Annotated in this window: 21 protein-coding genes; 9 read left to right on the plus strand and 12 right to left on the minus strand. The window is 75.0% G+C overall.

Features of this window, described 5'->3' with window-relative positions:
- Positions 1–37: 37 nt before the first annotated feature.
- Positions 38–898 carry an NAD(+)/NADH kinase gene (locus tag ACIPYS_RS21725; RefSeq protein ID WP_093858644.1) on the minus strand — a complete coding sequence of 287 codons (861 nt, stop codon included), beginning with the start codon at positions 896–898 and terminating at the stop codon, positions 38–40.
- A gap of 171 nt (positions 899–1,069) precedes the next feature.
- Here ACIPYS_RS21725 and ACIPYS_RS21730 point away from each other — a divergent pair, with 171 nt between their 5' ends.
- The gene (locus ACIPYS_RS21730; protein ID WP_400748325.1) at positions 1,070–1,432 is read left to right on the plus strand and encodes a UBP-type zinc finger domain-containing protein; all 363 of its coding nucleotides are present in this window, start codon (positions 1,070–1,072) and stop codon (positions 1,430–1,432) included.
- A gap of 76 nt (positions 1,433–1,508) precedes the next feature.
- Here the strand turns inward: ACIPYS_RS21730 and ACIPYS_RS21735 are convergent, their stop codons facing one another.
- Positions 1,509–2,453 (minus strand): DUF5996 family protein, encoded by a 945-nt coding sequence (locus ACIPYS_RS21735; RefSeq protein ID WP_400748328.1) that lies wholly within the window; start codon positions 2,451–2,453, stop codon positions 1,509–1,511.
- Between the two features lie 201 nt (positions 2,454–2,654).
- On the opposite strand from ACIPYS_RS21735, the gene ACIPYS_RS21740 reads away from it, so the two are divergent.
- The 3 genes from ACIPYS_RS21740 to ACIPYS_RS21750 all read left to right on the plus strand — a co-directional run bounded on the left by ACIPYS_RS21740 (position 2,655) and on the right by ACIPYS_RS21750 (position 5,783).
- Complete coding sequence (locus ACIPYS_RS21740) at positions 2,655–3,608, plus strand: alpha/beta fold hydrolase (RefSeq protein WP_400748331.1); 954 nt, start codon at positions 2,655–2,657, stop codon at positions 3,606–3,608.
- A gap of 241 nt (positions 3,609–3,849) precedes the next feature.
- Complete coding sequence (locus tag ACIPYS_RS21745; protein ID WP_400748334.1) at positions 3,850–4,854, plus strand: hypothetical protein; 1,005 nt, start codon at positions 3,850–3,852, stop codon at positions 4,852–4,854.
- 20 nt (positions 4,855–4,874) lie between these two features.
- The gene (locus ACIPYS_RS21750) at positions 4,875–5,783 is read left to right on the plus strand and encodes a hypothetical protein (RefSeq protein ID WP_400748336.1); all 909 of its coding nucleotides are present in this window, start codon (positions 4,875–4,877) and stop codon (positions 5,781–5,783) included.
- Positions 5,784–5,848: 65 nt separating this feature from the next.
- Here the strand turns inward: ACIPYS_RS21750 and ACIPYS_RS21755 are convergent, their stop codons facing one another.
- Both ACIPYS_RS21755 and ACIPYS_RS21760 read right to left on the minus strand, forming a co-directional pair.
- Positions 5,849–7,204, minus strand: a complete 1,356-nt coding sequence (locus ACIPYS_RS21755; protein ID WP_400748339.1) for a hypothetical protein — start codon at positions 7,202–7,204, stop codon at positions 5,849–5,851.
- Positions 7,204–8,082, minus strand: a complete 879-nt coding sequence (locus ACIPYS_RS21760) for a hypothetical protein (RefSeq protein WP_400748341.1) — start codon at positions 8,080–8,082, stop codon at positions 7,204–7,206. The genes ACIPYS_RS21755 and ACIPYS_RS21760 overlap by 1 nt, the downstream gene beginning before the upstream one ends.
- A gap of 360 nt (positions 8,083–8,442) precedes the next feature.
- On the opposite strand from ACIPYS_RS21760, the gene ACIPYS_RS21765 reads away from it, so the two are divergent.
- Both ACIPYS_RS21765 and ACIPYS_RS21770 read left to right on the plus strand, forming a co-directional pair.
- Entirely contained in the window at positions 8,443–9,699 is a 1,257-nt protein-coding gene (locus ACIPYS_RS21765) for an RCC1 domain-containing protein (RefSeq protein ID WP_400748344.1), read from the plus strand.
- A gap of 73 nt (positions 9,700–9,772) precedes the next feature.
- Positions 9,773–11,008 carry an RCC1 domain-containing protein gene (locus ACIPYS_RS21770; protein ID WP_400748347.1) on the plus strand — a complete coding sequence of 412 codons (1,236 nt, stop codon included), beginning with the start codon at positions 9,773–9,775 and terminating at the stop codon, positions 11,006–11,008.
- Positions 11,009–11,130: 122 nt separating this feature from the next.
- Here the strand turns inward: ACIPYS_RS21770 and ACIPYS_RS21775 are convergent, their stop codons facing one another.
- Together ACIPYS_RS21775 and ACIPYS_RS21780 are read right to left on the minus strand one after the other, a co-directional pair.
- Positions 11,131–11,727, minus strand: a complete 597-nt coding sequence (locus tag ACIPYS_RS21775; protein ID WP_400748696.1) for a dihydrofolate reductase family protein — start codon at positions 11,725–11,727, stop codon at positions 11,131–11,133.
- A gap of 5 nt (positions 11,728–11,732) precedes the next feature.
- Entirely contained in the window at positions 11,733–12,215 is a 483-nt protein-coding gene (locus ACIPYS_RS21780; RefSeq protein ID WP_093858634.1) for a GNAT family N-acetyltransferase, read from the minus strand.
- Between the two features lie 143 nt (positions 12,216–12,358).
- On the opposite strand from ACIPYS_RS21780, the gene ACIPYS_RS21785 reads away from it, so the two are divergent.
- Entirely contained in the window at positions 12,359–15,082 is a 2,724-nt protein-coding gene (locus ACIPYS_RS21785; RefSeq protein WP_400748351.1) for a helix-turn-helix transcriptional regulator, read from the plus strand.
- A 145-nt stretch (positions 15,083–15,227) separates the two neighbouring features.
- On the opposite strand, the gene ACIPYS_RS21790 is transcribed toward ACIPYS_RS21785, so the two are convergent.
- The 6 genes from ACIPYS_RS21790 to ACIPYS_RS21815 form a co-directional block, all read right to left on the minus strand.
- Complete coding sequence (locus tag ACIPYS_RS21790) at positions 15,228–16,541, minus strand: cryptochrome/photolyase family protein (RefSeq protein WP_400748353.1); 1,314 nt, start codon at positions 16,539–16,541, stop codon at positions 15,228–15,230.
- Between the two features lie 160 nt (positions 16,542–16,701).
- Positions 16,702–18,726, minus strand: a complete 2,025-nt coding sequence (locus ACIPYS_RS21795) for a sigma-70 family RNA polymerase sigma factor (RefSeq protein WP_400748356.1) — start codon at positions 18,724–18,726, stop codon at positions 16,702–16,704.
- Positions 18,727–18,904: 178 nt separating this feature from the next.
- A complete protein-coding gene (locus tag ACIPYS_RS21800; protein ID WP_400748358.1) occupies positions 18,905–20,215 on the minus strand; it encodes an NAD(P)/FAD-dependent oxidoreductase in 1,311 nt (436 codons plus the stop codon).
- Between the two features lie 85 nt (positions 20,216–20,300).
- Positions 20,301–20,822: a hypothetical protein gene (locus ACIPYS_RS21805; protein ID WP_400748361.1), complete on the minus strand. Its 522-nt coding sequence runs from the start codon at positions 20,820–20,822 to the stop codon at positions 20,301–20,303.
- Between the two features lie 129 nt (positions 20,823–20,951).
- A complete protein-coding gene (locus tag ACIPYS_RS21810; protein WP_400748364.1) occupies positions 20,952–21,902 on the minus strand; it encodes a hypothetical protein in 951 nt (316 codons plus the stop codon).
- A 154-nt stretch (positions 21,903–22,056) separates the two neighbouring features.
- Positions 22,057–22,692, minus strand: coding sequence for an HD domain-containing protein (locus ACIPYS_RS21815; RefSeq protein ID WP_400748367.1), 636 nt, complete (start codon positions 22,690–22,692; stop codon positions 22,057–22,059).
- A gap of 70 nt (positions 22,693–22,762) precedes the next feature.
- On the opposite strand from ACIPYS_RS21815, the gene ACIPYS_RS21820 reads away from it, so the two are divergent.
- Together ACIPYS_RS21820 and ACIPYS_RS21825 are read left to right on the plus strand one after the other, a co-directional pair.
- A complete protein-coding gene (locus ACIPYS_RS21820) occupies positions 22,763–23,710 on the plus strand; it encodes a GlxA family transcriptional regulator (RefSeq protein WP_400748370.1) in 948 nt (315 codons plus the stop codon).
- 273 nt (positions 23,711–23,983) lie between these two features.
- Positions 23,984–24,487, plus strand: coding sequence for a hypothetical protein (locus ACIPYS_RS21825; protein ID WP_093858626.1), 504 nt, complete (start codon positions 23,984–23,986; stop codon positions 24,485–24,487).
- The last annotated feature ends 7 nt before the right edge of the window (positions 24,488–24,494 follow it).

Consider the following 24,494-nt stretch of genomic DNA (forward strand, 5'->3'; position numbering starts at 1 on the left):
CGGGGGTCGGCCGGGACGCCGCCGGGTTCGGCCGGGGTCAGCCGGGTTCGGCCGAGCCGGTGAGACGGAGTTTGCGCTGGGCCCGCTGGTAGAAGGTGGTGCGGCCGAGCCGGACGACGCGGGCGGCGGCGGGCAGCATGGTCACCTCGACGACGTCGCCCGGCGTGACCCGGCCGACCAGGCGACCGTCCGCCTCGACGGCGAGGTCCCCGCTGTGCGGCAGGACCTCCAGGTCGAGCCGCTCACCGCTGGAGAGGAAGACCGAGCGGTTGAACGCGGCGTGCGGCGCCACCGGGGTGATCAGCAGCCCCTCCGCGTTGGGGGAGACGATCGGGCCGCCCGCGGAGAAGCTGTACGCGGTGGAGCCGGTCGGTGTGGCGGTGACGATCGCGTCGGCGGTGTACGCCACGAAGGGCTGGCCCTGGACCCGCACGGCGACCGCCGCGGACCGGTGCCCCGGGCTGCGCAGCAGCACGACGTCGTTGAGCGCAGTCTCCTCGACCGTCCCGAAGCGCGCGTGCACCCCGGAGCGCACCTCGACGGTGAAGCGGTGGGCGTCGACGGCGTCCAGCGCGGCGGGGAGCTCCGGGATGTCGACCTCGGCCAGGAAGCCCAGCCGCCCGACGTTGACACCGAGGACCGGCGCGTGGCCCCCGGCCGCGAGCCGCATGGTGCGCAGCATCGTGCCGTCCCCGCCGAGGCTGATCAGCAGATCGGCGCTCGCCGCCATCTCCTCGGCCCCCACCGGGATGGCCTCGCAGCCGATCCGGGACACCTCCGCCGCCAGCCCGAGGACCTTGGTGCCCCGGGCCCGGCTCCAGCGGACCACGGTCTCCACGGTGGGGGCGCTGGTGCGCTCGGGATGGAGGACCAGGCCCACCGTGCCGACGAATCCCATCCGGGTCACCTCGATGTCGGCCGGGGGAACGCTGCTCCCTCCAGTCACGCACACCGGCGCGGGTGCTTCAAGCCCGGGCGCCGCCGGTCGCGGAAGCCGCGCCGGAGTCGGATGGTTGGTAGTCGGACGAGGACGTCCGACGGCTCCGGACCCGATCAGGAGGCAAGTCCGATGGACGACGACCAGCAGGACCGGGGGATCGACCCGTCCGTGCCGCCGAGCGGGGACGGCTGCGTGGAGTGCCTGGCGGGGGACGGGCCGGGGTGGTGGCTGCACCTGCGGCGGTGCGCGGCGTGCGGCCACATCGGCTGCTGCGACTCCTCGCCCTCGCAGCACGGCACCCGGCACGCGAGGGAGGCGGGTCACCCGTTCCTGACCAGCTTCGAGCCGGGGGAGGCGTGGTTCTGGAACATCGAGACCGAGCAGTACTACGAGGGGCCGGAGCTCGCGGCCCCGGCGGCGCACCCGCTCGCCCAGCCGACCCCCGGTCCGCTGGGCAAGGTCCCGGCCGACTGGCAGTCGCACCTGCACTGACCCGGACCCGCCCCGATCCGCTACCCGCCCCGATCCGCTACCTGTCCTGATCCGCCCGGGCAGCTGTCGGCCCGGTTCAGGGCTGCGGAGCGGGCGGTCCGGGGTCCGTGATGCCGCCCGGGCAGGCCAGCCCGTCGACGTCCCAGCCGGCCCTGGCGGCACCGGCCCGGTACGCGGCCTCGTAGAAGCCGAGGACGGCCGCCCTGGGATCGGCCTCCGTCCGGGCCTCCGCGTAGCCGAGGACGGCCAGATGGCTGCCGCCGGCCGCGATCCACCGGGCGGCGGCGGGTGTCAGCGGATCCTCGGCCAGGTGCTCCGGCTCGGGGGCGGTGTAGCAGTAGAAGGCCGGTTCGCCCAGGTCGGCGTCCCCGAACCAGAAGCCGAAGCTGATCAGCTCCCGGGAGTACGCCTCACGGGTCACCGGGTCCGCCGGCCTCGGCCGGTGGAGGGCGCGGCCGGAGAAGCGGGTGTGGGCCAGGTCGAAGGAGTGCCAGAAGAAGTGGACGGGGCTGGCCTTGCCCGAGAAGCGCGCCGAGAACTCCTCCAGCACCAGCGCGACCTGGCCGAGCACCTGCCAGGCCCGGTTCGCCAGGACCGGATCGTACGTCGCGTGCTCGACGTCCTCGGCGAACGGCCGGTCCGTGTCGGGCAGCCGGTAGGGCCGGGGGAACGGCAGCTCCACCCGGATGCCCAGCGCCGCCAGCGTCTCCAGGGTCTGCCGGTGGAACGAGGCGACGGAGTGGCCGGGCAGCGGGAAGGACGCCGTCCTGCCGTCCGCCACGGTGACGACCAGCCGGTGGTCGACGAGGTCGAGGTCGACGGTGAAGACCGGGTTGCCGTCGACCAGTCCCGTCGGCCGGGTGGTGAGCCCGCGCCCGGTGAGATGGAGGGGCACGTTCCACCAGTGGTTGCGCCGTACGCTCGCCGCGAGCCGGATCTTGCCGACCACCTGGGTGAAGCGGTGCAGCGTCTCCTTCGTCTCCCGCCACTCGTCGAGCGGCAGCGCTGGAAAGAGCTCCATCGGGTGTCCTCCTGCCGGTCGGCCGCACTTCCATCATGACCACGCCGGCCCGGACACGCAGACGGGTGGACGGGGTGGACCAGGCTAACCGGGTGGACGGGGCGGATCGGGTGGGCCTGTCGGGCGCCGGGCCGGGTTTGTCGTAGGACCTCCGTACAGTCGTGCTCACACGTGACGACATCCCGGACGGAGCGGAGCACGATGGCGGACAACCGGAGCAGGGCCGAGGTCGGGGCCGGCATCGAGGTCGCGGTCGACGGTGCGGAGCTGGCCGCCGAACTGCACGGCGATCCCGCCGATCCCGCGATCCTGCTGATCCACGGTGCGGGGCACTGTCGCCTCAACTGGCCGGACGGGTTCGTCCGCCGGCTGGTCGCGGGCGGCCGGTGCGTCGTGCGCTACGACGGCCGGGACGCGGGTGCCTCGACGACGTTCCCGGTGGGCGCGCCGCCGTACGCGCTGCCCGACCTGGCGGAGGACGCCGCAGCCGTGATCGACGCGCTCGGGCCGGGGCGCGCCCATGTGCTCGGCATGTCCCAGGGCGCCGCGGTCGGCCAGCTCCTGGCACTGGGTCACCCCGACCGGGTGGCCACCCTCGCCCTCGCCTCCGGCACACCCGGCATCCCGGGGGAGGAACAGCCGGACCTGCCGCCCGTGTCGGACCGGCTCGCCGCCTTCTTCGCGCAGGTAGAGCAGGACGCGCAGGCCGAGCAGGACTCCCGGGCCGCCGGGGAGGTCGCCGCCGAAGCCGCCCTCATCGAGTCCCTCGTCGAGGGCGAGCGCCCGTTCGCCGCCGCCTCGCGTCCGTTCGACGAGGACGGCGTGCGGCGCCTGGCCGCCCGGGTCGTCGCCCACGCGCGCGACATCGCGGCCCAGTCCACCAACCCCTACCTGCTCGACGCCGGTACCCCGTGGCGTGCGCGGCTCGGTGGGATCACCGCACCGACCCTGGTGCTGCACGGCGAGGAGGACCCGCTGTTCCCGCCGGAGCACGGCCGCGCCCTGGCCGCCGAGATCCCCGGCGCCCGGTTCCTCGCCCTGCCCGGCACCGGCCACGAGGTCTTCCCCGAGCACACCTGGGACACCGTTGTCCCGGCCCTCCTCGCGCACACCGCGAACCGGGACGACCCGGCCCGCCCGACCCGCCCGGCCTGAGCAAGGCGGTCGTCCCGGCCGGTCCGGTGCCGGAGGCGGCAGGTTCTCCCGGGGGCGCGGGCCCGCCCCGGCGGGCGTCCTCGGGGCAGTCCCGCGGCGTGGCGGCCGAACGGCGCAGGGGCGGCGGGTGACGGTTCGCCCACGACGTGACCCTCGCCGAGGATGGGGGGACCGGGCGGGCCGGTGTGCGTCCCGGCGGCCCCCGTTCACGGATGACGTTTCACGGATGAGGAGAGTGCCCGTGGTTGCTTCCGCATGCCCGCCCGCACAGCCCGCACAGCCCGCACACCCGCCCGCGCGGCGGCGCGTCGGCCGGTTCGCCGTCGTGCTCCCCGGGGCGGCCGCGATAGCGGTGCTGGTGCCGCTCGGGGCGCCGGGCGCCGCCGCGGCGGCAGCTCCGCCGCCGTTCCCGGTGGCGCGGGCCCTGGACGGGGAGGTGCCGCTGGCCTCGGCCCAGGAGGTCGCGGGACTGTGCGACCGGGGGGAGGGATGCAGCTTCCGGATGTACGACCGGGCCCCGCGCGAGTTCGTGAGCGGGGTGCTGTCGATCGGGAACGCGGCGATCAACTGCACCGGCGACCTGATGGAGATCGACCGCACCGTCACCTTCGTCACCAGCAGCACGGACAACATCGGCGGTCAGATCTCCGGGAAGGCCGCGCTGGAGGGCGGGGTGGACACCACCGTCACCGTGTCCGGGTCGGGCACGCTCACACCGGGGTTCGTGACCGGCACCACCCAGAACGGCCCGAACAAGGACAAGGGCCCGACCACCAAGGACGACGTGAAGAACACCACCGAGGTGACCGGGACGGTGTCCGGCTCGAACGCGTTGCACCTCGGGGCCAAGGCGACCTTCGAGTCCGCGTTCCAGGCCACGTTCTCGCGGCAGTGGCAGGCGGTGACCACCGAGTCGACCAGGGTGGTGTTCACCGTGAGCAACGGCGACGAGATCCAGTTCGGGGTGGTGAACGCGATGTCGCGGGCGTCGGGCGAGCTGAAGGTGAACAACACCGGGAAGCTGATCAAGGACATCACGGTGGACAGCCCGTCGAGCGTCAACGTCAGCTCGGTGGTCGCCCAGACCTTCTCGGTGCCGGACAAGTGCCTGTCGCTGCGGCCCCCCGGCCGGGCCGCGGCGGCGCCGGGCCTGGTCGAACTGCCGCCGGAACGTGCCGAGGGCGCGCGAAGGGCACCGGACGCGGTGTTCGTCCGGACCGCGCGGGGCACCTGGAGCCCGCGGTGAGGCGGCGCCGGGGAGGCCCGGTGGCCCGTGGAGCGATGGTCCTGACGGTGCTGCCGCTCGCGCTGACCGTGCTGGCACCGGGCATCGGCACCGCCGTCGCGGCCGACCCGGCTCCGGCCCCGGAGGAGGACGCGCCCGCGCTGGCCCGCCGCTGCGGGCAGGACTACGACTGCTCGTTCCGGATCATTCCCGGGCTCACCCGCGAGCTGACCTCCGCCGTCGTCTCGGTCGGCAACTCCGCGATCAACTGCACCGACCGGCCGATCGACATCTACCGGACCGTCGTACTGGAGTCGAGCACCACCGACAACATCGCGGGCGAGATCTCCGGCCGGGCGGCACTGGAGGGCACGATCGACAACACGACCGACGTGTCCGGCAGCGTCAGCGGCAGCAACAAGACCGAGATCACCCACACGGACATCACCGCGCCCAGCGACAAGGGTCCCAACTCGGAGATCTCGAACGGTCCCACGGTGGCGGTGTCCGGTACCGCCACCGCGGCCGGGCAGTTGAAGCTCAGCGCGAAGGCCTCGTTCGAGCTCGCGTTCAAGGCGACCTACTCGCACGAGTGGAAGCGCACCAGCACGGAGACCACCCAGGTCAAGTTCACCGTGAAGGCCGGCGACGAGCTCCAGTTCGGCATGGCGAACGCGATGACGCGCACGGTGGGCGAGTTGACGGTCGGCGGCATCGGCAAGCTGATCAAGAACATCGTCGTCGACAGCCCGTCCTCGGTGAACGTGAGCACCGTCGTGGCGCAGACCTTCAGTGCCAGGGACATCTGCCTGACGCTGCGCCCGCCGGGGCGGTCGCTCGCCGGCCCGTCGGACGACGGTCCGGTGGAGGCGGCGCCGCGCACGGACGGCGTGCGGCCCACCGGGCGGTACCGGCTGACGACCGGGGGAGCCTGGGCCCCGCTGGACTGAGCAACGCCACCACGTCGGCCGCCCTCCCCGGTTCCTGGGGAGGGCGGCCGACGTACGAGTCGAGGTCAGGGCGTCAGCAGCACCGACCGGGTGGGCACCCCGGCGGGCGGAGCGTCCAGGGTGAGCAGCCGCTTGTCCGTCCCGGCCCCGTTGTCCGGGGTGCCGGCGGTCGGCCGGGTGGCGCCGCAGCGCTGCAGCTCGGTCTCGGTGAGCGGGCCGGAACGCTGGTAGTAGCGGTCCGGCAGGGAGGCCGAGGGCACGTCGAAGACGGCGTCCAGCCGGTACTTGTTGCGGGCGTTGGTGAAGCTGCCCACCACGCGTTCGCGGGCCGGCTGCACCTCGATCCAGCTCATCTCGCCCGGCTGGATGGTCGGGTTGAGCTGCTTGGTGGTGGTCCGTGCCCAGGTCAGCGGGTTGTTGGTGTTCACGGCCGCGGAGTTGCCGCCCGCGGTACTGAACCCGGCGGCGGCCTGGGCGGCCAGGTTGGGGCGGCTCTGGGCGATGTCGGAGCGGCTGGGGACGAGCGGCGTGCCCTTGAGCGCGTAGTACTGGGTGAGGTTGTCGTACGAGGGCTCGGTGTTCTCCATCCGCCGGTCGTCCACCACGGCGTTGCGGGTGCAGTTGATGTAGACCTCGCCGACGATCCGGGTCTGCCCGTAGTACTGGTAGGAGTACCGGTTGTCGGCGGTGAACACGCAGTTGGTGGGCGAGCCCTCGCAGTCGTCCACCGCGACGCCCGGCTCCAGCGGGTCGTTGCCCCGGTAGGCCTTGGGGCCGGGCAGCTGCTCCTTGCGGATCTTCTGGTCGACCGGTGCGGGGGTCTGCCTGGCGGCCACGTTGGTGATCAGCGGGCCGCAGGAGAGCGAGTTCCGTTGCTCGGCCGAGTCGAAGGACACCATCGGGTTGTCCTCGGTGGCGGTGAACTCGAAGACCCGGCCGCTGGTCCAGTTGGCGGTGCCGACGGTGTCGGTGCCCTTGGTGGTGACGACGGGATCGGGGGCGGGCCCGGTGGTGATCAGCGAGACGTTGTAGGTCTGGCCGTCCTTCAGCTGCTCGGGTGTGCAGCGGCGGTCGACACCCGGGCTGTCGTCCCAGGTCAGGGTGACGCCCGAACCGGCCTTGACCCCCCACAGCCGGGTGCGCATCGTCAGCGCGGCGCCGTTCCAGTTCAGCGCGGCGGCCTGGTAGCCGCGCGGGTGCTGGGCGAGGGACTTGCCGAAGACCACGCCGGTGGTGTCGGGGGACCAGTCGGTGTGTCCGGCGGCGGTGCCGTTGTCGGGGGCGACGGGCTGGGCGAAGGTGCCGTTGGGCACCTGGACGTCCACGGTGTCGGCGGCGCGGGCGGACGGGGTGGCCGGGGCGGCGAGGAGGACGAGACCCGCTGCCGTCGCGGTGGCCAGGACCAGGGGCCGGCGCGCCATCAGCAGAACCACCAGTCGCTCGGCGGGACGACCGCGTCGCCGGGCTTGACGTCCGAGGTCAGCGCGTTGGGCAGGGCGCACAGCTGGGAGGCGGCGTCGTTGGGATTCTGGTCGCGCGGTACCTTGCCGAAGTCGTCCACGGCCTGGGTCTCCTTGGCGATGCCGTCCTTCTCCGTCTTGCCCTCACCGGCCACGCCGGCCAAGCAGTTCCGGTCGGTGGCCGGGCACTTCTCGATCTTCTCCTTGTCGGCGGCGAGGTCCTTGCACTGGGCGTTGTCCTTGGCGTCACCCGAGCAGGGGTCGCTCGACGCCCCGCCCTGCTGTGCCGTCAGTGGAGGGGCGGTCTGCTTGGCCGCGACATTGGTGATCAGCGGCTGGCAGCTGGGCTGCACGGTGTCGAGGAAAGTGAAGGTGATGCGAGGGGTGTCCTCGGCGGCGGTGAAGGAGTAGGTCCGGCCGAGGAACCAGTTCGCCTTGCCGATGGGATCGTTGGTGGCGAAGTCGCCCGCGGTGTTGGCCGCACCCGCGACCGTCACCGTGTAGCGCCGCTTGGCGACGCCCTGGGCGACACAGCTGTCAGGACTGTCGTCCCAGCTGAGGGTCACTGTGGCGCCTGCGCCGACGCCGCGCACCCGGGTGCTGAGCGGAGTGGTCGAGTCCGTGCTGGAGAGGTGCGCGGCCTGGAAGCCTCGCGGGTGTGCCGCGCGGGTGGCGGAGCCGATGCCGCCGCCGGTCCAGCCGTCCACGCTCGTCACCCAGGTCTGGCCGGAGGGAACCGTCGGCGAGGAGAACGTCCCGTTCACCACCACCGCCGGCTGGATGTCCTCCGCCCCTGCGGGGGCGGGTGTGGTCAGGGCCAGCGCGCCACTGACGGTCACGACGAGGAGTCTGGCTCGGTGTCTGCGTGGCACGGGTCCCTCCCGGGGAAGTCGGTTGATCGGACGGCGGGTTGCCGTTCGGGGGAGCAGATGATCATTCGTGGGTCCAGGCGCCATGCTTCGGGTGGCAACTACACCGCGCAACCGCTGACGGCCCGTTAGGGCGACGACGAACGATCGGGCTGGGCCAACAAGGTGGAATGCCGTTCGGAACCGCACGACCGTTCTGATCATGGGGCAGTCATTCCACTGATCCGATCATCGTTCTTCGGCCGTGCGGCCAGGCTGCCGCACGGCCCGGCCCGTGCTGTCCGCGCCCGCGGATCCGCCGCCGCCCCGTCCCCCGAACGTGAGGAAGAGATGCGCCCGCTGCACCGCAAGCTCCGCCGCCTGCCCGTGACCGCCGCGACCGCCGTGCCCGCGGTGGTCGCGAGCCTGACCCTGCTGGGTTCCGTCGCGCTGCCCACCTCCGCCGCCTCCGCGTACGACCTGCGGCTGCGGTCCTGGGGGCTGAACGCCAGCGGCCAGCTGGGTGACGGCACCAAGACCCAGCGGCTCACCCCGACCTCCGTCGTCGGCCTGTCCGGCGCCGAACTGACCTCCGTCGCCGCCGGCGGCACCGGTGGCTCCGCCGGGTCCGGCTTCGGCCTGGCCCTGCTCGCCAACGGCACCGTGGAGTCCTGGGGCAAGAACGACAAGGGCCAGCTCGGCAACGGCGCCACCAGCGCCACCGACGAGTGGGCGGTGCCGAGCCTGGTCGCCGGACTGGGCGGGGTGCAGGCGGTCGCCGCGGGCGGCTCGCACGCGCTGGCCCTGCTGAAGGACGGCACCGTCAGGGCCTGGGGCCTCAACGACAAGAGCCAGCTGGGCGACGGCACCACGACCAACGCCAACCTCCCGGTGACGGTGGCCGGACTGGAGGACGTCAAGGCGATCGCGGCCGGCGACACCTTCAGCATGGCCCTGCTGAAGGACGGCACGGTGAAGACCTGGGGCAACAACGACAAGGGTCAGCTCGGCGTCACCGCCAGGCCGGCCAGCTCCACCGCCGCCGTTCCCGCTCCCACCCCGGCCACCCGCACCACCGCGGTCGCGGTGCCCGAGCTGACCACCGTGAAGGGCATCACCGCCGGTGCCTCGCACGCGCTCGCACTGCTGGCGGACGGCACCGTGATGGCCTGGGGCCTCAACGACAAGGGCCAGCTCGGTGACGACACCGTGGTGAACAAGCCTTACCCGGTCGGCGTCCTGGAGCTCAAGAACGTCACCGAGCTCGCCGGCGGCGCCTCGCACAGCCTCGCCCTGCTCCAGGACCGCACCCTGCGCGGCTGGGGCCTGAACACCAACGGCCAGGTCGGCGACGGCACCACCACCCAGCGCAACACCAGCGTGCCGATCCCCGGTGTCACCGGCGTGACCGGCATCGCCGCCGGCGCCGCCCACAACCTCGCGGTGCTCTCCGACGGCACCGTCCAGGCCTGGGGCCTCAACGACAAGGGCCAGCTCGGCGACGGCACCACCACCCAGCGCAACAACCCGGTGCAGGTGCTGGCCAAGTCCGGCAGCGTCTCCATGGTCGCGGCGCCGTCCAACGGCAGCTTCAGCCTGGCGCGCTGACCCGCGAAGCCCGTCGGTCCCGGTGCCGCCCGCCCCGACGCCGACGCCCGTCCCGTCAACAGAAAGGCAACACATGACGAACTCCCGTACCGCGCCGCGAGGCAGGCTGCGCCCGGCCGTCGCCGCGTCCGTGGCCGCGCTGACAGCGCTCGGTCTGGCCGCCGTGCCCGTCGGCAGCGCCCACGCCCAGGAGAAGCGCCTCAAGTCCTGGGGCAACAACCGGTCCGGCCAGCTCGGCGACGGCACCTGGACCGACTTCCGCACCACCGCCACCACCGTGCTCGGGCTGACCAGCGCCGAGGTGGTCAAGATCGCCGCCGGTGGCGCGGGGCCCACCAACGGCCACGGGCTGGCGCTGCTGACGGACCGCACCGTGCAGTCCTGGGGCTCCAACAACTCCGGCCAGCTCGGTGACGGCTCGGTGTTCGGCCACAACGCCCCCGGCCAGGTGGTCAACCTCTCCAACGCCACCGACATCGCCGCCGGCGGCGCCCACAGCCTCGCCCTGCTCGCCGACCAGACCGTGGTGGCCTGGGGGAAGAACAACTACGGCCAGCTGGGCAACGGCACCAACGCGGACAGCAGCGTCCCGGTCCGGGTCGAGGGACTGAACAAGGTGATCGCGATCGCGGGCGGCCTCAACCACAGCATCGCGCTGCGCGAGGACGGCACCGTCTGGGCCTGGGGATACAACATCAACGGGCAGCTGGGCGACGGGACTTCCGCCAGTCGCAACGTGCCCTCCCCGGTGACCAACCTGACCGGCGTCACCCGGATCGCCGCCGGCTGCAACCACAACCTCGCCCTGGTCGGACCGCCGAGCGGTCCGGGCAAACCCACCAGCGGCAACGCCGTGAAGGCCTGGGGCTACAACGCCACCGGCCAGCTCGGCGACAACAGCACCATCAGCCGCTACACCCCGGTGGACACCCAGGGCATCTGGCTCGGCGGCGTCTCCCAGATCGCGGCCGGCTGCAACCACAGCCTCGCCGTGACCGACAGCGACAACCGCCTCAAGGCCTGGGGACAGAACACCTCCGGCCAGATCGGCGACGGCACCACGGACTACCGGATCACGCCCGTGCCCGTCCCCGACATCAAGGGCGTGCAGCTGGTGGGCGGCGGCCGGGAGCACACGATCGCCCTGCTCGGGGACAACACCGTCCGCTCCTGGGGGGCCAACGGCTCCGGCCAGCTCGCCAACGGCACCACCACCGACAGCAGCACCCCGGTCCTCTCGCTCACCGCGCTGACCGGCGTCGACAAGATCGCCGCGCCCGTCGGCGGGGACTTCAGCCTCGCCAACTGAGCTCCCTCAACGGCGACTTCGACATCCCCGCTCGAGGTCCGGCGGCGCTGTGTTCCGAGCCGACGAGCCCCGGCCGCGGGGCGGCGGACCCTTCGAGGTCCGCCGCCCCGCGCTCCGGCCGGTCAGGCCGCGGCCCTCGCGTAGGTGAGGAAGACGGTGCCGCCGGGCAGCACCGTGTGGTCGGTGAGGGCGAAGGTCCGGGGGCTCACCCCGGCCTTGCCGGCGAACACCGGTACGCCCGCCCCGACGGTGACCGGGTTGACCTTGAGCACCAGCTCGTCGATCTCCGGGTAGAGGGCGCCGGCCAGCTCCGCGCCGCCCACCAGCCAGATCCCGCCGCCCTCCTCGGCCTTGAGCTCCCGGACCCGGGCCACCGGGTCGGTGGACACCAGCTCGACGGCCGGGGCCGGCGCCTCGGTGAGGGTGCGGGAGAAGACCAGGTGCCGCAGGTGCGGATAGGCGTCGGCGACACCGGCGTCCAGACCGATCTGGTAGGAGCGGCGCCCCTCCAGCACGGTGTCGAAGCGGGTGCCCGTCGCCGTGATGCCCAGGGCCTCGCGGGCCGGGCCCGGCAGCGTCTCCGGGTAATGGGCGATCAAGTGCTCCAGGTAGTCGGGGGTGACGGTGAAGAACCCGTCCGGCCCGGTCGGGTCGCCCCCGTCGGGACCGGCGATGAACCCGTCCAGGGTGGTGGCCACGAAGTAGGTCAGCTTGCGCAAGGTGATCATCCTTCAAGAGCGTAGTAGTGCAGGCTGTCGTCGGAGGAGGTCCTCCGCAGCCCGGCCTTCTCCAGCACCCGCTGCGAGGCGGTGTTGTCGTGGGTGGTGTCGGCCAGCGCCCGCCGGACGCCGCCCTCGGCGAACCCCCGCCGCAGCAGGGCCAGCAGCGCCTCGGTGGCGTAGCCCCGGCCCTCGACCTCGGGCGCGACGCCGTAGCCCAGCCCGACCGCCCCGTCCGCGTCCGGCGGGCCGAAGAAGCCGATCCCGCCGATCACCTGGTCGTTGCTCAGCAGCTCGATCAGCTGCGGCTCGAACAGCGGCTCGGTCCGCGGCGCCGCGAGGAACATCCGCGCCACCGCCCGGTCGTCCTCCCGGGGGAAACCGGGGCTCCAGCCGCTGACCGGCCGGTCGCCGGCCGCCACCCGCCCGGCTTCCTCGGTGGTGTACGGGCGCAGCCGCAGCCGCGCCGTCTCGATACTGAACGTCATTTTTGCTCCGTGTCGCGGCGATTGTCCCCGTGGGGCCGGGTCGAACAGGTACGACGGTAGGCGAGGCGTCCCTACCGGTGAATCGGTCACCACGACCCAATGCGAGGTCCCGGGTCGTACACCCGTCCGGTTAGACTCCCCGGATGCTCTACGGTCGGGCCGCGGAAGAAGGCCAGCTCAGAAGTCTGCTCCGGCGGGCGGCGGAGGGTGCCAGCGGTGCCCTGGTCGTCCACGGCGAGGCCGGTATCGGCAAGACGGCGCTGCTGGAGCACCTCGCGGCCGAGGCCACCGGTGCCTCCTCGGACGGCGCTCGGGGCCGGGCGGCCGGTGCGGCGGGCGCGAACGGCCGGGCCCCGGCCCGGGTGCTGCGGACCACGGGCATCGAGGCCGAGACCGAACTCCCCTTCGCCGCCCTGCACCAGCTGCTGCGCCCCGCCCTGGACCGGCTCGGTCTGCTGCCGGCGCCCCAGGCCGAGGCGCTGCGGGCGGCGTTCGGACTGGCCGCGCCCACCGGCCAGGACCGGTTCCTGACCGGCCTCGGTGTGCTGACGCTGCTCTCCGAGTACGCGGGCGAGAGCCCGCTGCTCTGCCTCGTCGACGACGCCCAGTGGGTGGACCGGGCCTCCCTGGACGCCCTGGCCTTCGCCGCCCGGCGGCTGGACTCCGAGGGGGTCGTGATGGTCTTCGCGGTCCGCGAGCCGGTCCCGCTCGGTCTGCCGGAACTGCGCCTCGACGCCCTGGACCGGGAGGCGGTCGCCGCGCTGCTGGCCGAACACGCGGGCCCGGACCTGCCCCCGCACGTACGGGAACGGGTCGCGGCCGAGGCCCGCGGCAACCCGCTGGCCCTGATCGAACTGCCCCGGGCGCTCAGCGAGGAGCAGCGGACCGGGCTGCTCGGCCCGCTGCCCGCGGCCCCGGCGGACGCGACCCCGGCCAGCCGGGTGACGGCCGCGTTCGGCGCCCGCCTGGGGCTGCTGCCGGAACCCACCGGGGCGGCGCTGCTCGTCGCCGCCGCCGACGACATCGGCGACCTGGGCGTGGTGCTGACCGCCGCCGGGGTCTCGGCGGCCGCGCTCGAACCGGCCGAGACCGCCGGGCTGATCCGCCTCGACGGGACCGCGCTGACGTTCCGCCACCCGCTGGTGCGGGCCGCCGCCTACCGGGGCGCCACCCTGGCCCGCCGGATCGCCGCCCACCTCGCCCTGGCCGAGGCCCTGACCGGCGCCGAACACGCCGACCGCCGGGCCTGGCACCGGGCTGCCGCCAGCACCGGCCCGGACGAGGCGGTGGCCCGGGAGCTCGACGCCGCCGCCGAGCGGGCCGGCGGCCGCCAGGGGTCGGCGAGCGCCTCGGCGGCCCACGAGCGGGCGGCCCAGCTCAGCCCCGACCCGGCCGACCGCCGCCGCCGACTGGTCGCCGCGGCCCAGGCCGCCGCGGACGCCGGCCAGTTCCAGCGCGTCGCCGTGCTGCTGCGGCGCGGCGGGGAGGACGACGACGGCGCGGCGGGGAACGCCGAACTGGCCCGGGTGCGCGCCGCGCTGGAACTCAACGAGGGCTCGGCCGCGCGTGCGGTCGAGGTGCTGCTCGCGACCGGGGACGCCGGACCGACGATCCTCACCGAGGCCTTCCACGCCGCCCGGTCGGCGGGCGATCCGGGCCTGCTCGAGCGGATCCGGGCCCGGGTGGCGGCCGCGCCCGCGGACCACCCCGCCACCCTGGGCGCCCTGGCGGCCGTGTACGGCGGCGAGCCGGTGGCGGCGGAGCGGTTCGGGGCGGTGGCGCGCGACGCCGGCACCCTCTTCAGCGAACGCTTCCTGGCCGCCGACGCCGTGCACACGCTGGCCGAGTACGGGACGGCCCGCGAACTCGCCGAACTGCTGCTCGCCCACTGCCGCTCCCACGGCCTGCTCGGCTGGCAGGCCACCTGTCTGCACCTGCTCGCCGAGACGCACCTCGCCCGGGGCGAGCTGCGGCCCGCCGCCCGCGCCGCCGAGGAGGGACTGACCATCGCCGGGTACGCCGGCCTGGACCACCGCGCCTGCTACCTCCGGGCCACGCTCGCCACCTGCGCGGCCGTCGAGGGCGACGAACCGCGCTGCCGGGAGCTGGCCGGCGCCGCCCTCGACCACGCCCGCGAGCACGACCTCGGCACCGCCGCCGTTCAGGCCCGGCGTGCCCTCGCCCTCGCCGACCTCGGCGCCGGGGACGCGGCGGCGGCCCTCGCGCACCTGGACGCGGCCGACCGGTACCCGGACGGACCGCCGGTGCTGCACGCCCTCGTGCTGCCCGAACTGGTCGAGGCCGCGGCCCGCGCGGGCACGGCCAGGCCCGGGGCCGCCGAGCGGCTCGGGCGCTGGGCCGAACAGTGCGGCAGCCCGGCCGCCCTCGCCGTGGCCGCCCGCTGCCGGGCCCTCACCGCCGACGACGAGTCCGCCGAGGAGGAGTTCCTCGCCGCGGCCGCCCACGGCGAGCGCGCCGGCGGAGGCCTGGAGCTGGCCCGGACCCAGCTGCTCCACGGCGAGTGGCTGCGCCGGCGGCGGCGCCGCTCCGACGCGCGGCGGGTCCTGCGGCAGGCCCTGGAGGCCTTCGAGAAGGCCGGGGCCCGGCCCTGGGCGGAGCGCGCCCGGGCCGAACTCCGGGGCACCGGTGAGGTGATCGACGCCACCAGTGCCACCGGTGTCCCGCTCGGGCGGCTCACCCCGCAGGAGCGCGAGGTGGTACGGCTGGCCGCGGCGGGCCGGAGCAACCGCGAGATCGCCGCGCAGCTGTTCCTCAGCCCGCGCACGGTCGGGCACCACCTCTACCGGGCCTTCCCCAAACTCGGCGTGGCCTCCCGCGACCAGCTGGCGGCGGCCCTGGCCGGCTGAGCCGGTCCGCGGTCGGCCCGCGGTCGGCCCGCGGTCGGGCTCCCGGGCCGACGTCGCCCCGCCGTTGCCCCGTTGTCGGGCTCCGGGCCCGCCGTCGCCCCGGTCGGCCGGTCGGCCGGTCGGCCGGGCTTCCGGGCCGACGCCGTCAGGGACGCCCGTGCTGGAAGCGGGCGTTCAGGGCCTCGGGGTCGAGGATCGGTGCCGGGTAGTCGGCGCCGAACAGCCAGGGCCGGTGGACGGAGGGGCCCGGCAGATGGGCGAGTTCGGGGACCCAACGCCGCACGTAGGCGCCGTCGGGGTCGTAGCGGTCGGCCTGGCGCAGCGGGTTGAGCACCCGGTTGGGCCGGGTGTCGGTGCCGGTGCCGGCCACCCACTGCCAGTTGAGCTGGTTGTTGGCCACGTCGCCGTCGACCAGCAGGGAGAGGAAGTGGGCGGCGCCGACCCGCCAGTCCAGGTAGAGGTTCTTGGCCAGGAAGCTCGCGGTCAGCAGCCGGGCACGGTTGTGCATCCAGCCCTCGTGGGCGAGCTGGCGCATCCCGGCGTCGACGATCGGGTAGCCGGTGCGGCCCTGCCGCCACGCCTCGGCCTCGGCCTCATCGTGGTGCCAGCGGTCGTCCCGGTCGCGGTAGTCGCGCCGCGCCGCGTCGGGGCGGGCGGCCAGCACCTGGTGGTGGAAGTCCCGCCAGACCAGCTGCCGGACGAACGCCTGCGCGCCGGGACCGTCGTGCCGCAGGGCGCGGGTGACGAGTTCGGTGGGGGAGAGGCAGCCGAAGTGCAGGTAGGGGGAGAGCCGGGAGGTGTCGTCCGCCGCCAGGTCGTCGTGGATGTCGGCGTAGGCGTCGATGTCCCACCGGCGCCAGCGGGCCCGGGCCGCGCTCTCGCCGCCGGGCAGCAGGCCCGGGGAGGTCGCGCCGTCCACGAGCAGCGTGTCGCTGCGGACGCCGTCCGGGGTGGCGAGCGCCCTGGGGGCGTTGAGGACGGTGCGGCGGGGGGCCGCCTGCCAGGCGCGGTGGTAGGGGGTGAAGACCGCGTAGTGGTCGCGTCCGGCCGGGGTGACCCGGCCCGGCGGGAGCACGGTGACGGAGGCGTCGTGGACGTGCAGCCGGTCGCCGAGGAGCTTGCGCAGGTGCTCCTCGCGACGCTGGGCGAAGGCGGTCACCCCGGCGGCGACGTGCACCGTGGCGGCGCCGGTCTCGGCGGCGACCCGCGCCGTCTGCTCGGGGGCCTCGCCCCGGCGCACGGTCAGCCGGGACCCGATCGCGCGCAGCGAGACGTCCAGATCGGCGAGGCAGTCGGCCAGGAAGGCCTGCCGGTTGGGCGCGGCGAAGCCGGCGGCCTCGACGGCGGGGTCGGAGACGAACAACGGGACGACCTGATCGGCCGAGGTGCGCGCGGCGTGCAGCACGGGGTTGTCGTGCAGGCGCAGGTCCTGGGTGAACAGGGCGATCGATACGGTCACGGGTGGTGCCTCGCAGGTGGTGCGGTCGGGGTTCCGGGCTTTGGGTGCGGGCTTTCGGTGCGGGCTCTCGGCGTCGGCCTTCGGTGCGGGGCTCCGGCGCAGGCCCCCGGTACCGGGCTCCCGGTGCCGTGCCCTCGGCTGCCGCCGTCCTGAGCGGGCGTCAGGCCGTGATCGCCTCCTCCAACAGGTCGACGGCGCCGGCGAGGGTGCGGGGCGTCGCGGCCTCGGCCGGGGCCCCGGTCCGGCCCCAGCCCGGACCGGCCGCGACCACCGTCGCCCGGCCCCGGGAGCCGCGCGGGCCCCGCACCCCGGCGCTCACCTGGCGCACCAGCGCGAGGTCGGCGGTCTGCCGGTCCTGGGACCAGATCATCACGGCGCCCGGCCCCAGCCGGTGGACGGCGTCGAGCAGCGCGCGGGGCGGGACGGCCGCGCCCAGCATCCGGAACGGGAGGGCGCGTTCGGTCAGCGCCGCCGCCGTGGCCTCCAGCGGCAGGGTGTGCTGCTCGCCCGGCGTCGCCGCCAGCAGCACCGGCCGCACCGGCCGGACCCGGACGGCCTGTACCGCCACCCCGCGCAGCACGCTGGAGACGTGCCAGGACAGCAGGTGCTCGACCTCGACGTACTGCTCGCCGTCGACCGCCCACTTGCGCCCCACGGCCTGAAGGGCGGGCATCATCACCTCGGTCCAGGCGTCGACCACGCCGAGCCGTTCGACGGCCCCGCGCAGGATCCCGGTGACCTCCGGCGCGTCCATCCGCACCGCGGCGCGGGCCAGGCCGCGGCACTCGGGGCTCACCGTCCCGACCCGCAGCGTCCGGCTGCCGCCGGGGGCACGGCCGGCCCTGGTGTCCTGGGGGCCGGTGCCGTCGGGACCGGAGTCCCCGGTGCTGGTGTCGTCGGTGCCGGTGTCGTCGGCGGGACCGGTGTCCCCGGCCCCGCGCCGGGCCAGGGCGGCGCGGGCGGCCTCGCCCGGCGGCACGCCCCTGGCCGTCAGCCGGCACATCGCCTCCAGGACGGCGATGTCCTGCGGGCTCCAGCGGCGGTGGTGCCCGGCCCGGCGGTCGGCGGGGCCGATGCCGTAGCGCCGCTCCCAGGAACGGACGGTCGTCGGTGACACCCCCAGGCGCCGGGCGACCCCGCCGGTGGGCAGACCGGGCTCGTCGTCGGCCCCGGTGTCCTCGTGCGGGGCTCGCGGCGTCACCACGCCCAGGACCTCCGCCCGGTGCGGTCCGCGCGGCGCGCCGGGACGGCGGTCGCCGGTGGCTCCCTCCCGGGGCGGCCGGGGCGCGGCGCGGGCGCGGCCGGGGGTGGGTCGCCCGGGGCGAGCGGTCGGTGGGGCGCCATGCTGTCCTCCCGCGGAGCGGACGGTCCGGGCGCCGGTGCACTCGGCGCCGATCTTGCGGCCGGTCGGCGATTCTACGATCGCGGCGGCCCGGCCCGGTGCTGCCGCCGCCGTGCTCGTGGCGTCGCGACGGGCGGAGGGACGGGCGGAGGGACGGGCGCCGGGGCGGGCCGAGGGAAGGACGGCGGGGCGGCGGTCGGCGACGCGGCCCGCGACGGCGCCGGGGTCCTGGCCGGGCCCGGCGCCCGGGCCGAAGGCGTCCCGCAGGTGCCGCAGGCCGTCGCGGACCCGGGTCTTGACCGTGCCGAGCGGCACCTCCAACCGGTGCGCGATCTCCCGCTGCGAGTACCCGCCGTAGTAGGCCAGGACCACGGCCTCGCGCTGCGCCGCGCTCAGCCCCGCGAGCGCGGCGCGCACCCGCACCCGGTCCAGCGCGCGCACCGCCTGCTCCTCCGGCGGTTCGCACCCCGCGGCCGGTTCCGGGAGGGCGAGGCGCCGCTCCCGGTCGGCCGCCGCGCGCGCCGAGCGGACGCGGTCCACGGCGCGGTGGTGGGCGATGGTCAGGACCCATGCGAGCACCGTGCCGCGCTCGGGCCGGTAGGCCGCCGCGGTGCGCCACACCTCCAGCAGCACCTCCTGGGCGACCTCCTCGGCGTGCGCCGGACAACGCAGGGTGCGCAGCGCCGTCCCGTACACGGGCCCGGCCACCGCGCGGAACAGCAGCTCGAAGGCCGCCTCGTCGCCCCGCGCCGAGAGCGCGAGAAGACGGCGCAGTTCCCCGGTTGCCGCCCCGCCCGGCCCGGGGCCGGGGGCGTCCTCGCACACCTGCGTTCGCGGACTCACCCGTCCACCGTGCAGCGATCGGCCCCGCCGGGCCCACTCGCATCGTTTGTGCATCGCTTTCGGAAGGGGCTCAGGGGCTCGGACGGGTCCGGACGGACTCGAACGGACTCGGGAAGGCTCGGACGGGCTCGGGCAGGCTCGGCCGGGCTCAGACGGGCTCAGACGGGCTCGGCCGGGCTCAGACGGGCTCGGGCGTGGCCGCCCCGCGCGGTCGGCTCCGCGGGCCGCCCGCCAGGTCCGCCGCCACCTCGCGGGCCGCCCGGGCCCCCGAGGCCAGCGCCCCCTGCACCGAGGCCGTCGCCCGGTGGTCCCCGCACACGTAGCGGCCCGGCGCGAAGCGTGTCGTCCGGCTGAGCGGGAGCGGCGCCGGCCCGGCCGGCAGCGCCTCGGCGATCCGGTACGCGGCGAGCGGCTCCCAGCCGGACACGTCCGCGCCGTACAACGCGCCCGCCCGCCGCCGGACCGCGCCCTCGTCGGCCGCCGTGCCCGGCACCGACGTCGACACCAGCGCCCGCCCGTCGGGGGAGCAGCCCGGGACCACCTCGGACAGCACGACCGTGTTCAGCACCGGCCCGTCGGTGTCCACGACCAGCGTCGGTCCGTCCAGCGGACTCACCGGTGCCGCGTGGTAGAAGGTCGTGACCGCCCGCGCGGCGGGTACCTCCAGACCCGGCAGCAGCCGGGCGGCCGCGCCGGCCCCGGTCGCCACCACCACCGTCCGCGCCCGCACCCGCGCTCCGTCGGCGAGCACCACACCCTCCGCCGTCAGCCGCTCCACCGGCGCGCCGCAGACCAGCTGCCCCGGCGGCAGCCCGGCCGCGAGCTGCCGGGGCACGGCCCCGATGCCCTGCTGCGGCAGGCACAGGCTCCCGCGCAGCATGCTGCGCCACACCAGGTGGAACATCCGGCTCGACGTCTCCAGCCGGTCCTCCAGGAACACCCCGGCCAGGAACGGCCGCAGCACGCCCTCGACGGTGCGCCGCGAGACGCCGGCCCGCCGCAGTGCCCGCGCGGTGCTGGTCTCCGGGAACCGCTTCAGCAGGGCGGCGGGCAGGGCCGCGTCGCACAGCCCCAGCAGCCCGAGCGCCGCCAGGTCGCGCGGGGGCAGTACCCGGCCGCTCAGCAGGTCCAGGGCCCGGTCCGGGCGGCGGGTCGGGTCCAGCAGAAGGCGCGACCGTCGGCCGTCGGCGAGCAGCATGCCGGGCGTGAACGGGTGCAGCCGCAGCGCGGCGAGGTCGAGGCGGCGCCGGACCTGCGGGTACGCCGTGTTGAACACCTGGAAGCCCCGGTCGAGGCGGAATCCCCGCACCACGTCGGTGCGCATCCGCCCGCCCACGTCCTCGGCGGCCTCCAGGACCAGCGCCTCGTGCCCCGCCGCGGTCAGGTCCAGCGCGCAGGCCAGTCCGGCCGGGCCGGCTCCGACCACGATCACCTCGGCCGACTCCGGCAGCGCCGGTGCGGTCGGGTCCTGCTCCGTGCGGTGCGTCATCGTTCGTCCTCCTGTGCGGTCCGGTGGTCGGGGACGGTTCGGAGCACGGCGACGGCCGGATGGGCCGGGGGCGGGCGGCCGGGCATCAGTCGAGGTCGACGGTGAGGACGTCGTCCTCGCGGGAGAGGTGTTCGATCGTGACGGACCCGGTGGCGGCGTCGTAGGCGCCGGTCCCCCCGGTGACCGCGAACAGGTGGGACCAGCGGCGCGGAGCGACCAGGACCTCGGTCAGGGCGGGCAGTGGCCGTGCGAAGGCGGTCGAGGCGGTGAGCATGCCGTCGGCGAGGAGCAGGACCAGCGAGGCGAGCACGAACGCCCCGTCCGGCCCCACGGTCACCGGGGTGCACTGCGCACTCTCGGTGCCGGCCGGCTCGCCGTCCGCGTCCCGAAGCTCGTAGTGGACGAAGTAGGGCGTGCCGGGTACGAGCACGTCCGGGATGTCGGCGGCCGTGCGCTTCCCCGTGAGGACGAGCTGCCGCGCCGTCGGCCGGCCGCTGCCGGCCCGGGGGCCCGCGGCGCGGGCGGCTACGGCCGGCGCGGTGGCGGTCCCCGCTCCGGCCACCGCCAGTGAGGTGAGGCGGAGCGCGTTCCTGCGGTCGATGGTCATACCGGGCTCCCGGGCGCTCGCCGTTCGGTGGGCACGGGGTGTGCGCCACCGGTTGACGGATCACCGGGCGGAGCGGTCGGTCACCGCTCCGGTGACCGCATTCGCCGGAACGGCCGATCGGGGCCGCCGTCAGTCGACGTGCAGGGTGAGCGCGGCGGTGTGCAACTGCCCCGACGTCTGGAACTGGAGGAAGACCCGCCAGTTGCCCGGCTCGGGGAACAGGGCCTGGAAGGTCAGCTCGGGCCCGCCGTGGTCGCCGTCCACGGTGCCCGCCGGGTGGAGGTGGGCCATCGCGAGATCGCCCTCGTGGAAGGCGCTGAGGTGGGCGTAGGCGTCCAGGTAGGGCTGGAGGTCGCGGACCGGGCGGCCGTCCCGGCTGACGACGGCGGTCAGCCGGTGCGCCCCGGCCGCCGGGCGCGCGGTCAGCGCAACGGTGTAGCCGTCGGCGGTGGCGGTGGCGCCCGGTGCGGGCAACGGCACCGGGGCGGCCTCGCCCGGCACCGTCACGGTCCGGCTGAGCACCAGTTCGGCGGCGTGCGGGCCGGTGTTCGGGACGAAGTCGGCGTACAGCCGCCAGTTGCCCGGGGCGAGGGCGGCGAGGCCGGCGGTCCAGGTGCCGTCCTCGGCCAGGTCCGGGTGGAGGTGCTGGAAGCCGGTGAGGTCGCTGCGGATCGCGTAGAAGTGCAGCCTCTTGGTCTGGTGGACGGCGAAGTCGGTGACGGGGGAGCCGTCCGGACCGGCGACGGTGAACCGGAGGTCCGTCGGCCGCCCGGTCGTCGGCCCGGGGTCCGCGAGGTCCAGTCGGTAGCCGTTGCGCTCGGCGGCGAGGCCTGCGGCCGCGAGGTCCGGGGAGTCACCCGACAGCCCCGCCGTCCCTGCCATGCCCGGCATCCCCGCCATGTCGGCCGGGCCGGGTGTCCCCGTGCCGGCGGCCGAGGGCGCCGGCGGGACGGTCAGCGCCATCCCGAGCACGAGCAGCACGGGCACGCAGGACGCGAGCAGCCAGCGGCGGGCGAGCGGATGCGCGAGTGGTCCGGTGAGGGACGGGCGGGCGGTCGGTCGGTCGGGCTGAGCGGTCATCGGCGGATCTCTCCCGGGGCGGGCACGGTTCGGCGGCTGTCGGGTCCGGAGCCAGGGGGGCCGGACCCGGCACCCGACCAGGAGACCGCCGCGGGCGCGCGCGATAACCGAAATCTCCGCGCCCGCGACCTCCGTCGCGGCGGAGGAGTGCGCCCTACTCGCCCCAGGGGCAGGACGCGGCGGCGCGCTCCAGGGAGGTCACGCCGTCGGTGCGTCGTTCGCGGAGCAGCTCGCCGCCGAGGGAGTAGCGGGGTGCGGCGGCCTCGGACCGGGCGGCGCGTTCCACGATCGCGTCGACGAGGGTGCGGACCATGTCCAGACGGGGGTGGGCGGCGTGGATCCGCGGCGCCCAGGCGGCGACGAGGTCCGCGTTGCGCCCGAAGTCCGCGCCGACGCCCTCGCGGGTGAGGTGGCAGAGCAGGCCGCGGCGCTCGGCGATGCCGGGGGAGGTGTGCAGGGCGATCGCCTCCCACACCCGGTCGACGTCCTTCTCGGGGACGTCGTGGCGGCGCAGCAGTTCGGCCGCCAGGTCGGCGCCCTCCACCTCGAACCGGGCTTCCCCCTTGGCGAGTTCGCCGGCACCCAGGTCGTGCAGGACGGTCGCGGCGAACAGCAGGTCGCGGTCGTGGGCGGCGTCGTCCAGACAGCCCAGACGGGCGGCGATGAGCTCGGCGAACAGGAAGCTGCGCACGCTGTGGTTGACCAGCGCGGGGCTCTCGGAGGCCCGCGCGGTGGCGAGCACGGCCTCGGCCAGCGGGCCGGTCGGCAGGTCGAGCGAGAAGGAGTCCATGTCCGCAGGTTATGGAGCCGGACCGGGCCGCCACAGTGGCACGGGTGCCGATCAGCGCTAGGATCGTGCCATGATCGAACCGCCGCCGGAGCCGCACCGGATCGCGGTGCTGACCCTGCCCGGGGTGATGCTGCTCGATCTCGGCATTCCGGTGCAGGTCTTCGGTTCGGACCCGCGCTACCGCGTCACCGTCTGTACCGATCCGTCGGCCGGACCGGTCCTGGGCGACGGGGTCGGCCTCGTCACCTCGGCCGGACTGGAGGCGCTGCGGGACGCCGACACCGTCGTCGTCCCGGGCTACCAGGACGCGGAGGCGCCGCTTCCCGGCACGGCGCTGGCGGCGCTCCGCTCGGCGAGCGCGCGCGGGGCGCGGCTGGTGTCGATCTGCACCGGGGCGTTCACCCTGGCGGCGGCCGGGCTGCTGGACGGCCGCCCCGCGACCACCCACTGGCGGGACGCCGCCGCGCTGCAGCGCCGCTACCCGCGGATCGACGTCCGGCCGAACCTGCTCTTCGTCGACGACGGCGACGTCCTCACCTCCGCCGGAGTCACCGCCGGGGTCGACCTCTGTCTGCACATCGTCCGGCGCGACCACGGGGCCGCCGCCGCCAACGCCCGCGCCCGGGCACTCGTCGCGCCGCCCCAACGCCCGGGCGGCCAGGCCCAGTTCGTCGAACGTCTCCGGCCGGACGCGCGCGGGGACGAACTCGCGGGGATCCGTGCCTGGATGCTCGGCAACCTCGCGCTGCGGCAGAGCGTCGACGAACTCGCCCGGCGCGCGCACATGTCCCGCCGGACGTTCATCCGTCGCTTCCAGCAGGAGACGGACAGCTCCCCGATGGCCTGGCTGACCGCCGCCCGCCTCGACCTGGCCCGCGAACTCCTGGAGACGACCCCGACCCCGGTCGAACAGGTCGCCCGCCTCAGCGGCCTGGGCAGTCCCGCGGCCTTCCGCGCGACCTTCCACCGCCACCTCGGCACCTCCCCGGCGGAGTACCGGGCCACCTTCCGGTCATAACGCCCGACGGCGGGCCGGAGGAAACGGCCGGGTCGAATTCCGGATTTCGGAGGCCGGAAATCGGCGCAATTCCGCCGACGGGTCCGGCCGTTTTCTCCCGGTCCCGCCGAAGGGCGGATTCTCCGGTTGGCGGTGCTGTGCCCGGAGTGTCCGCGTGCCGCTCTTTGCCGAGACTTTCCGTAGCCAGGTCTGGACCATGCGTAATGGCGGTGGAAGAGTGGGCCGCGCCAACGGGGGGCACGAGCCGCCCCGACGACTTTCCAGGGGGAAATCATGCGAATCGGTACCCGTGCGCGCGCGGCCTCGGCGGCGGCCGTGATGGTCGTGGCCGGGCTCTCGTCCGTCATGGTCGGAGCCGGTTCCGCCCAGGCCGCGGCGGCGAGTTGTCCCGCCGGCGGCCAGGTGCTGGGCCCGATCCAGAACATCTCGGTGGGCTCGCAGACGATCGGTAAGTTCTATCTCGGCTGGGACTGCCGCGGTGCCTACACCGAGGTCAATCTGTGGAACACCAACTACGTCAACAACTGGAGCAACGGCCAGGTCACCGTGAAGTCCAGCTCGAACTACTCGGTGAACAGCAACCGGCCGGTCGCGAACGCCGGCACGTACTGGTTCGATGCCGGTTTCATTGCGGTGACCGGGGTTTCCAACACCCGCCTCTACAAGGGCAACTGGAACTTCACGGCCTACGGGCACTCGTGCTCCGGCGAGACGCCGACATGGAACTTCTCCAACGGCAGTTACAGCACCGCGGACATGTTCTCGCACTGCAGCTGACACCGTC

The organism is Kitasatospora sp. NPDC089913 (assembly GCF_044748625.1).
Classification (GTDB): domain Bacteria; phylum Actinomycetota; class Actinomycetes; order Streptomycetales; family Streptomycetaceae; genus Kitasatospora.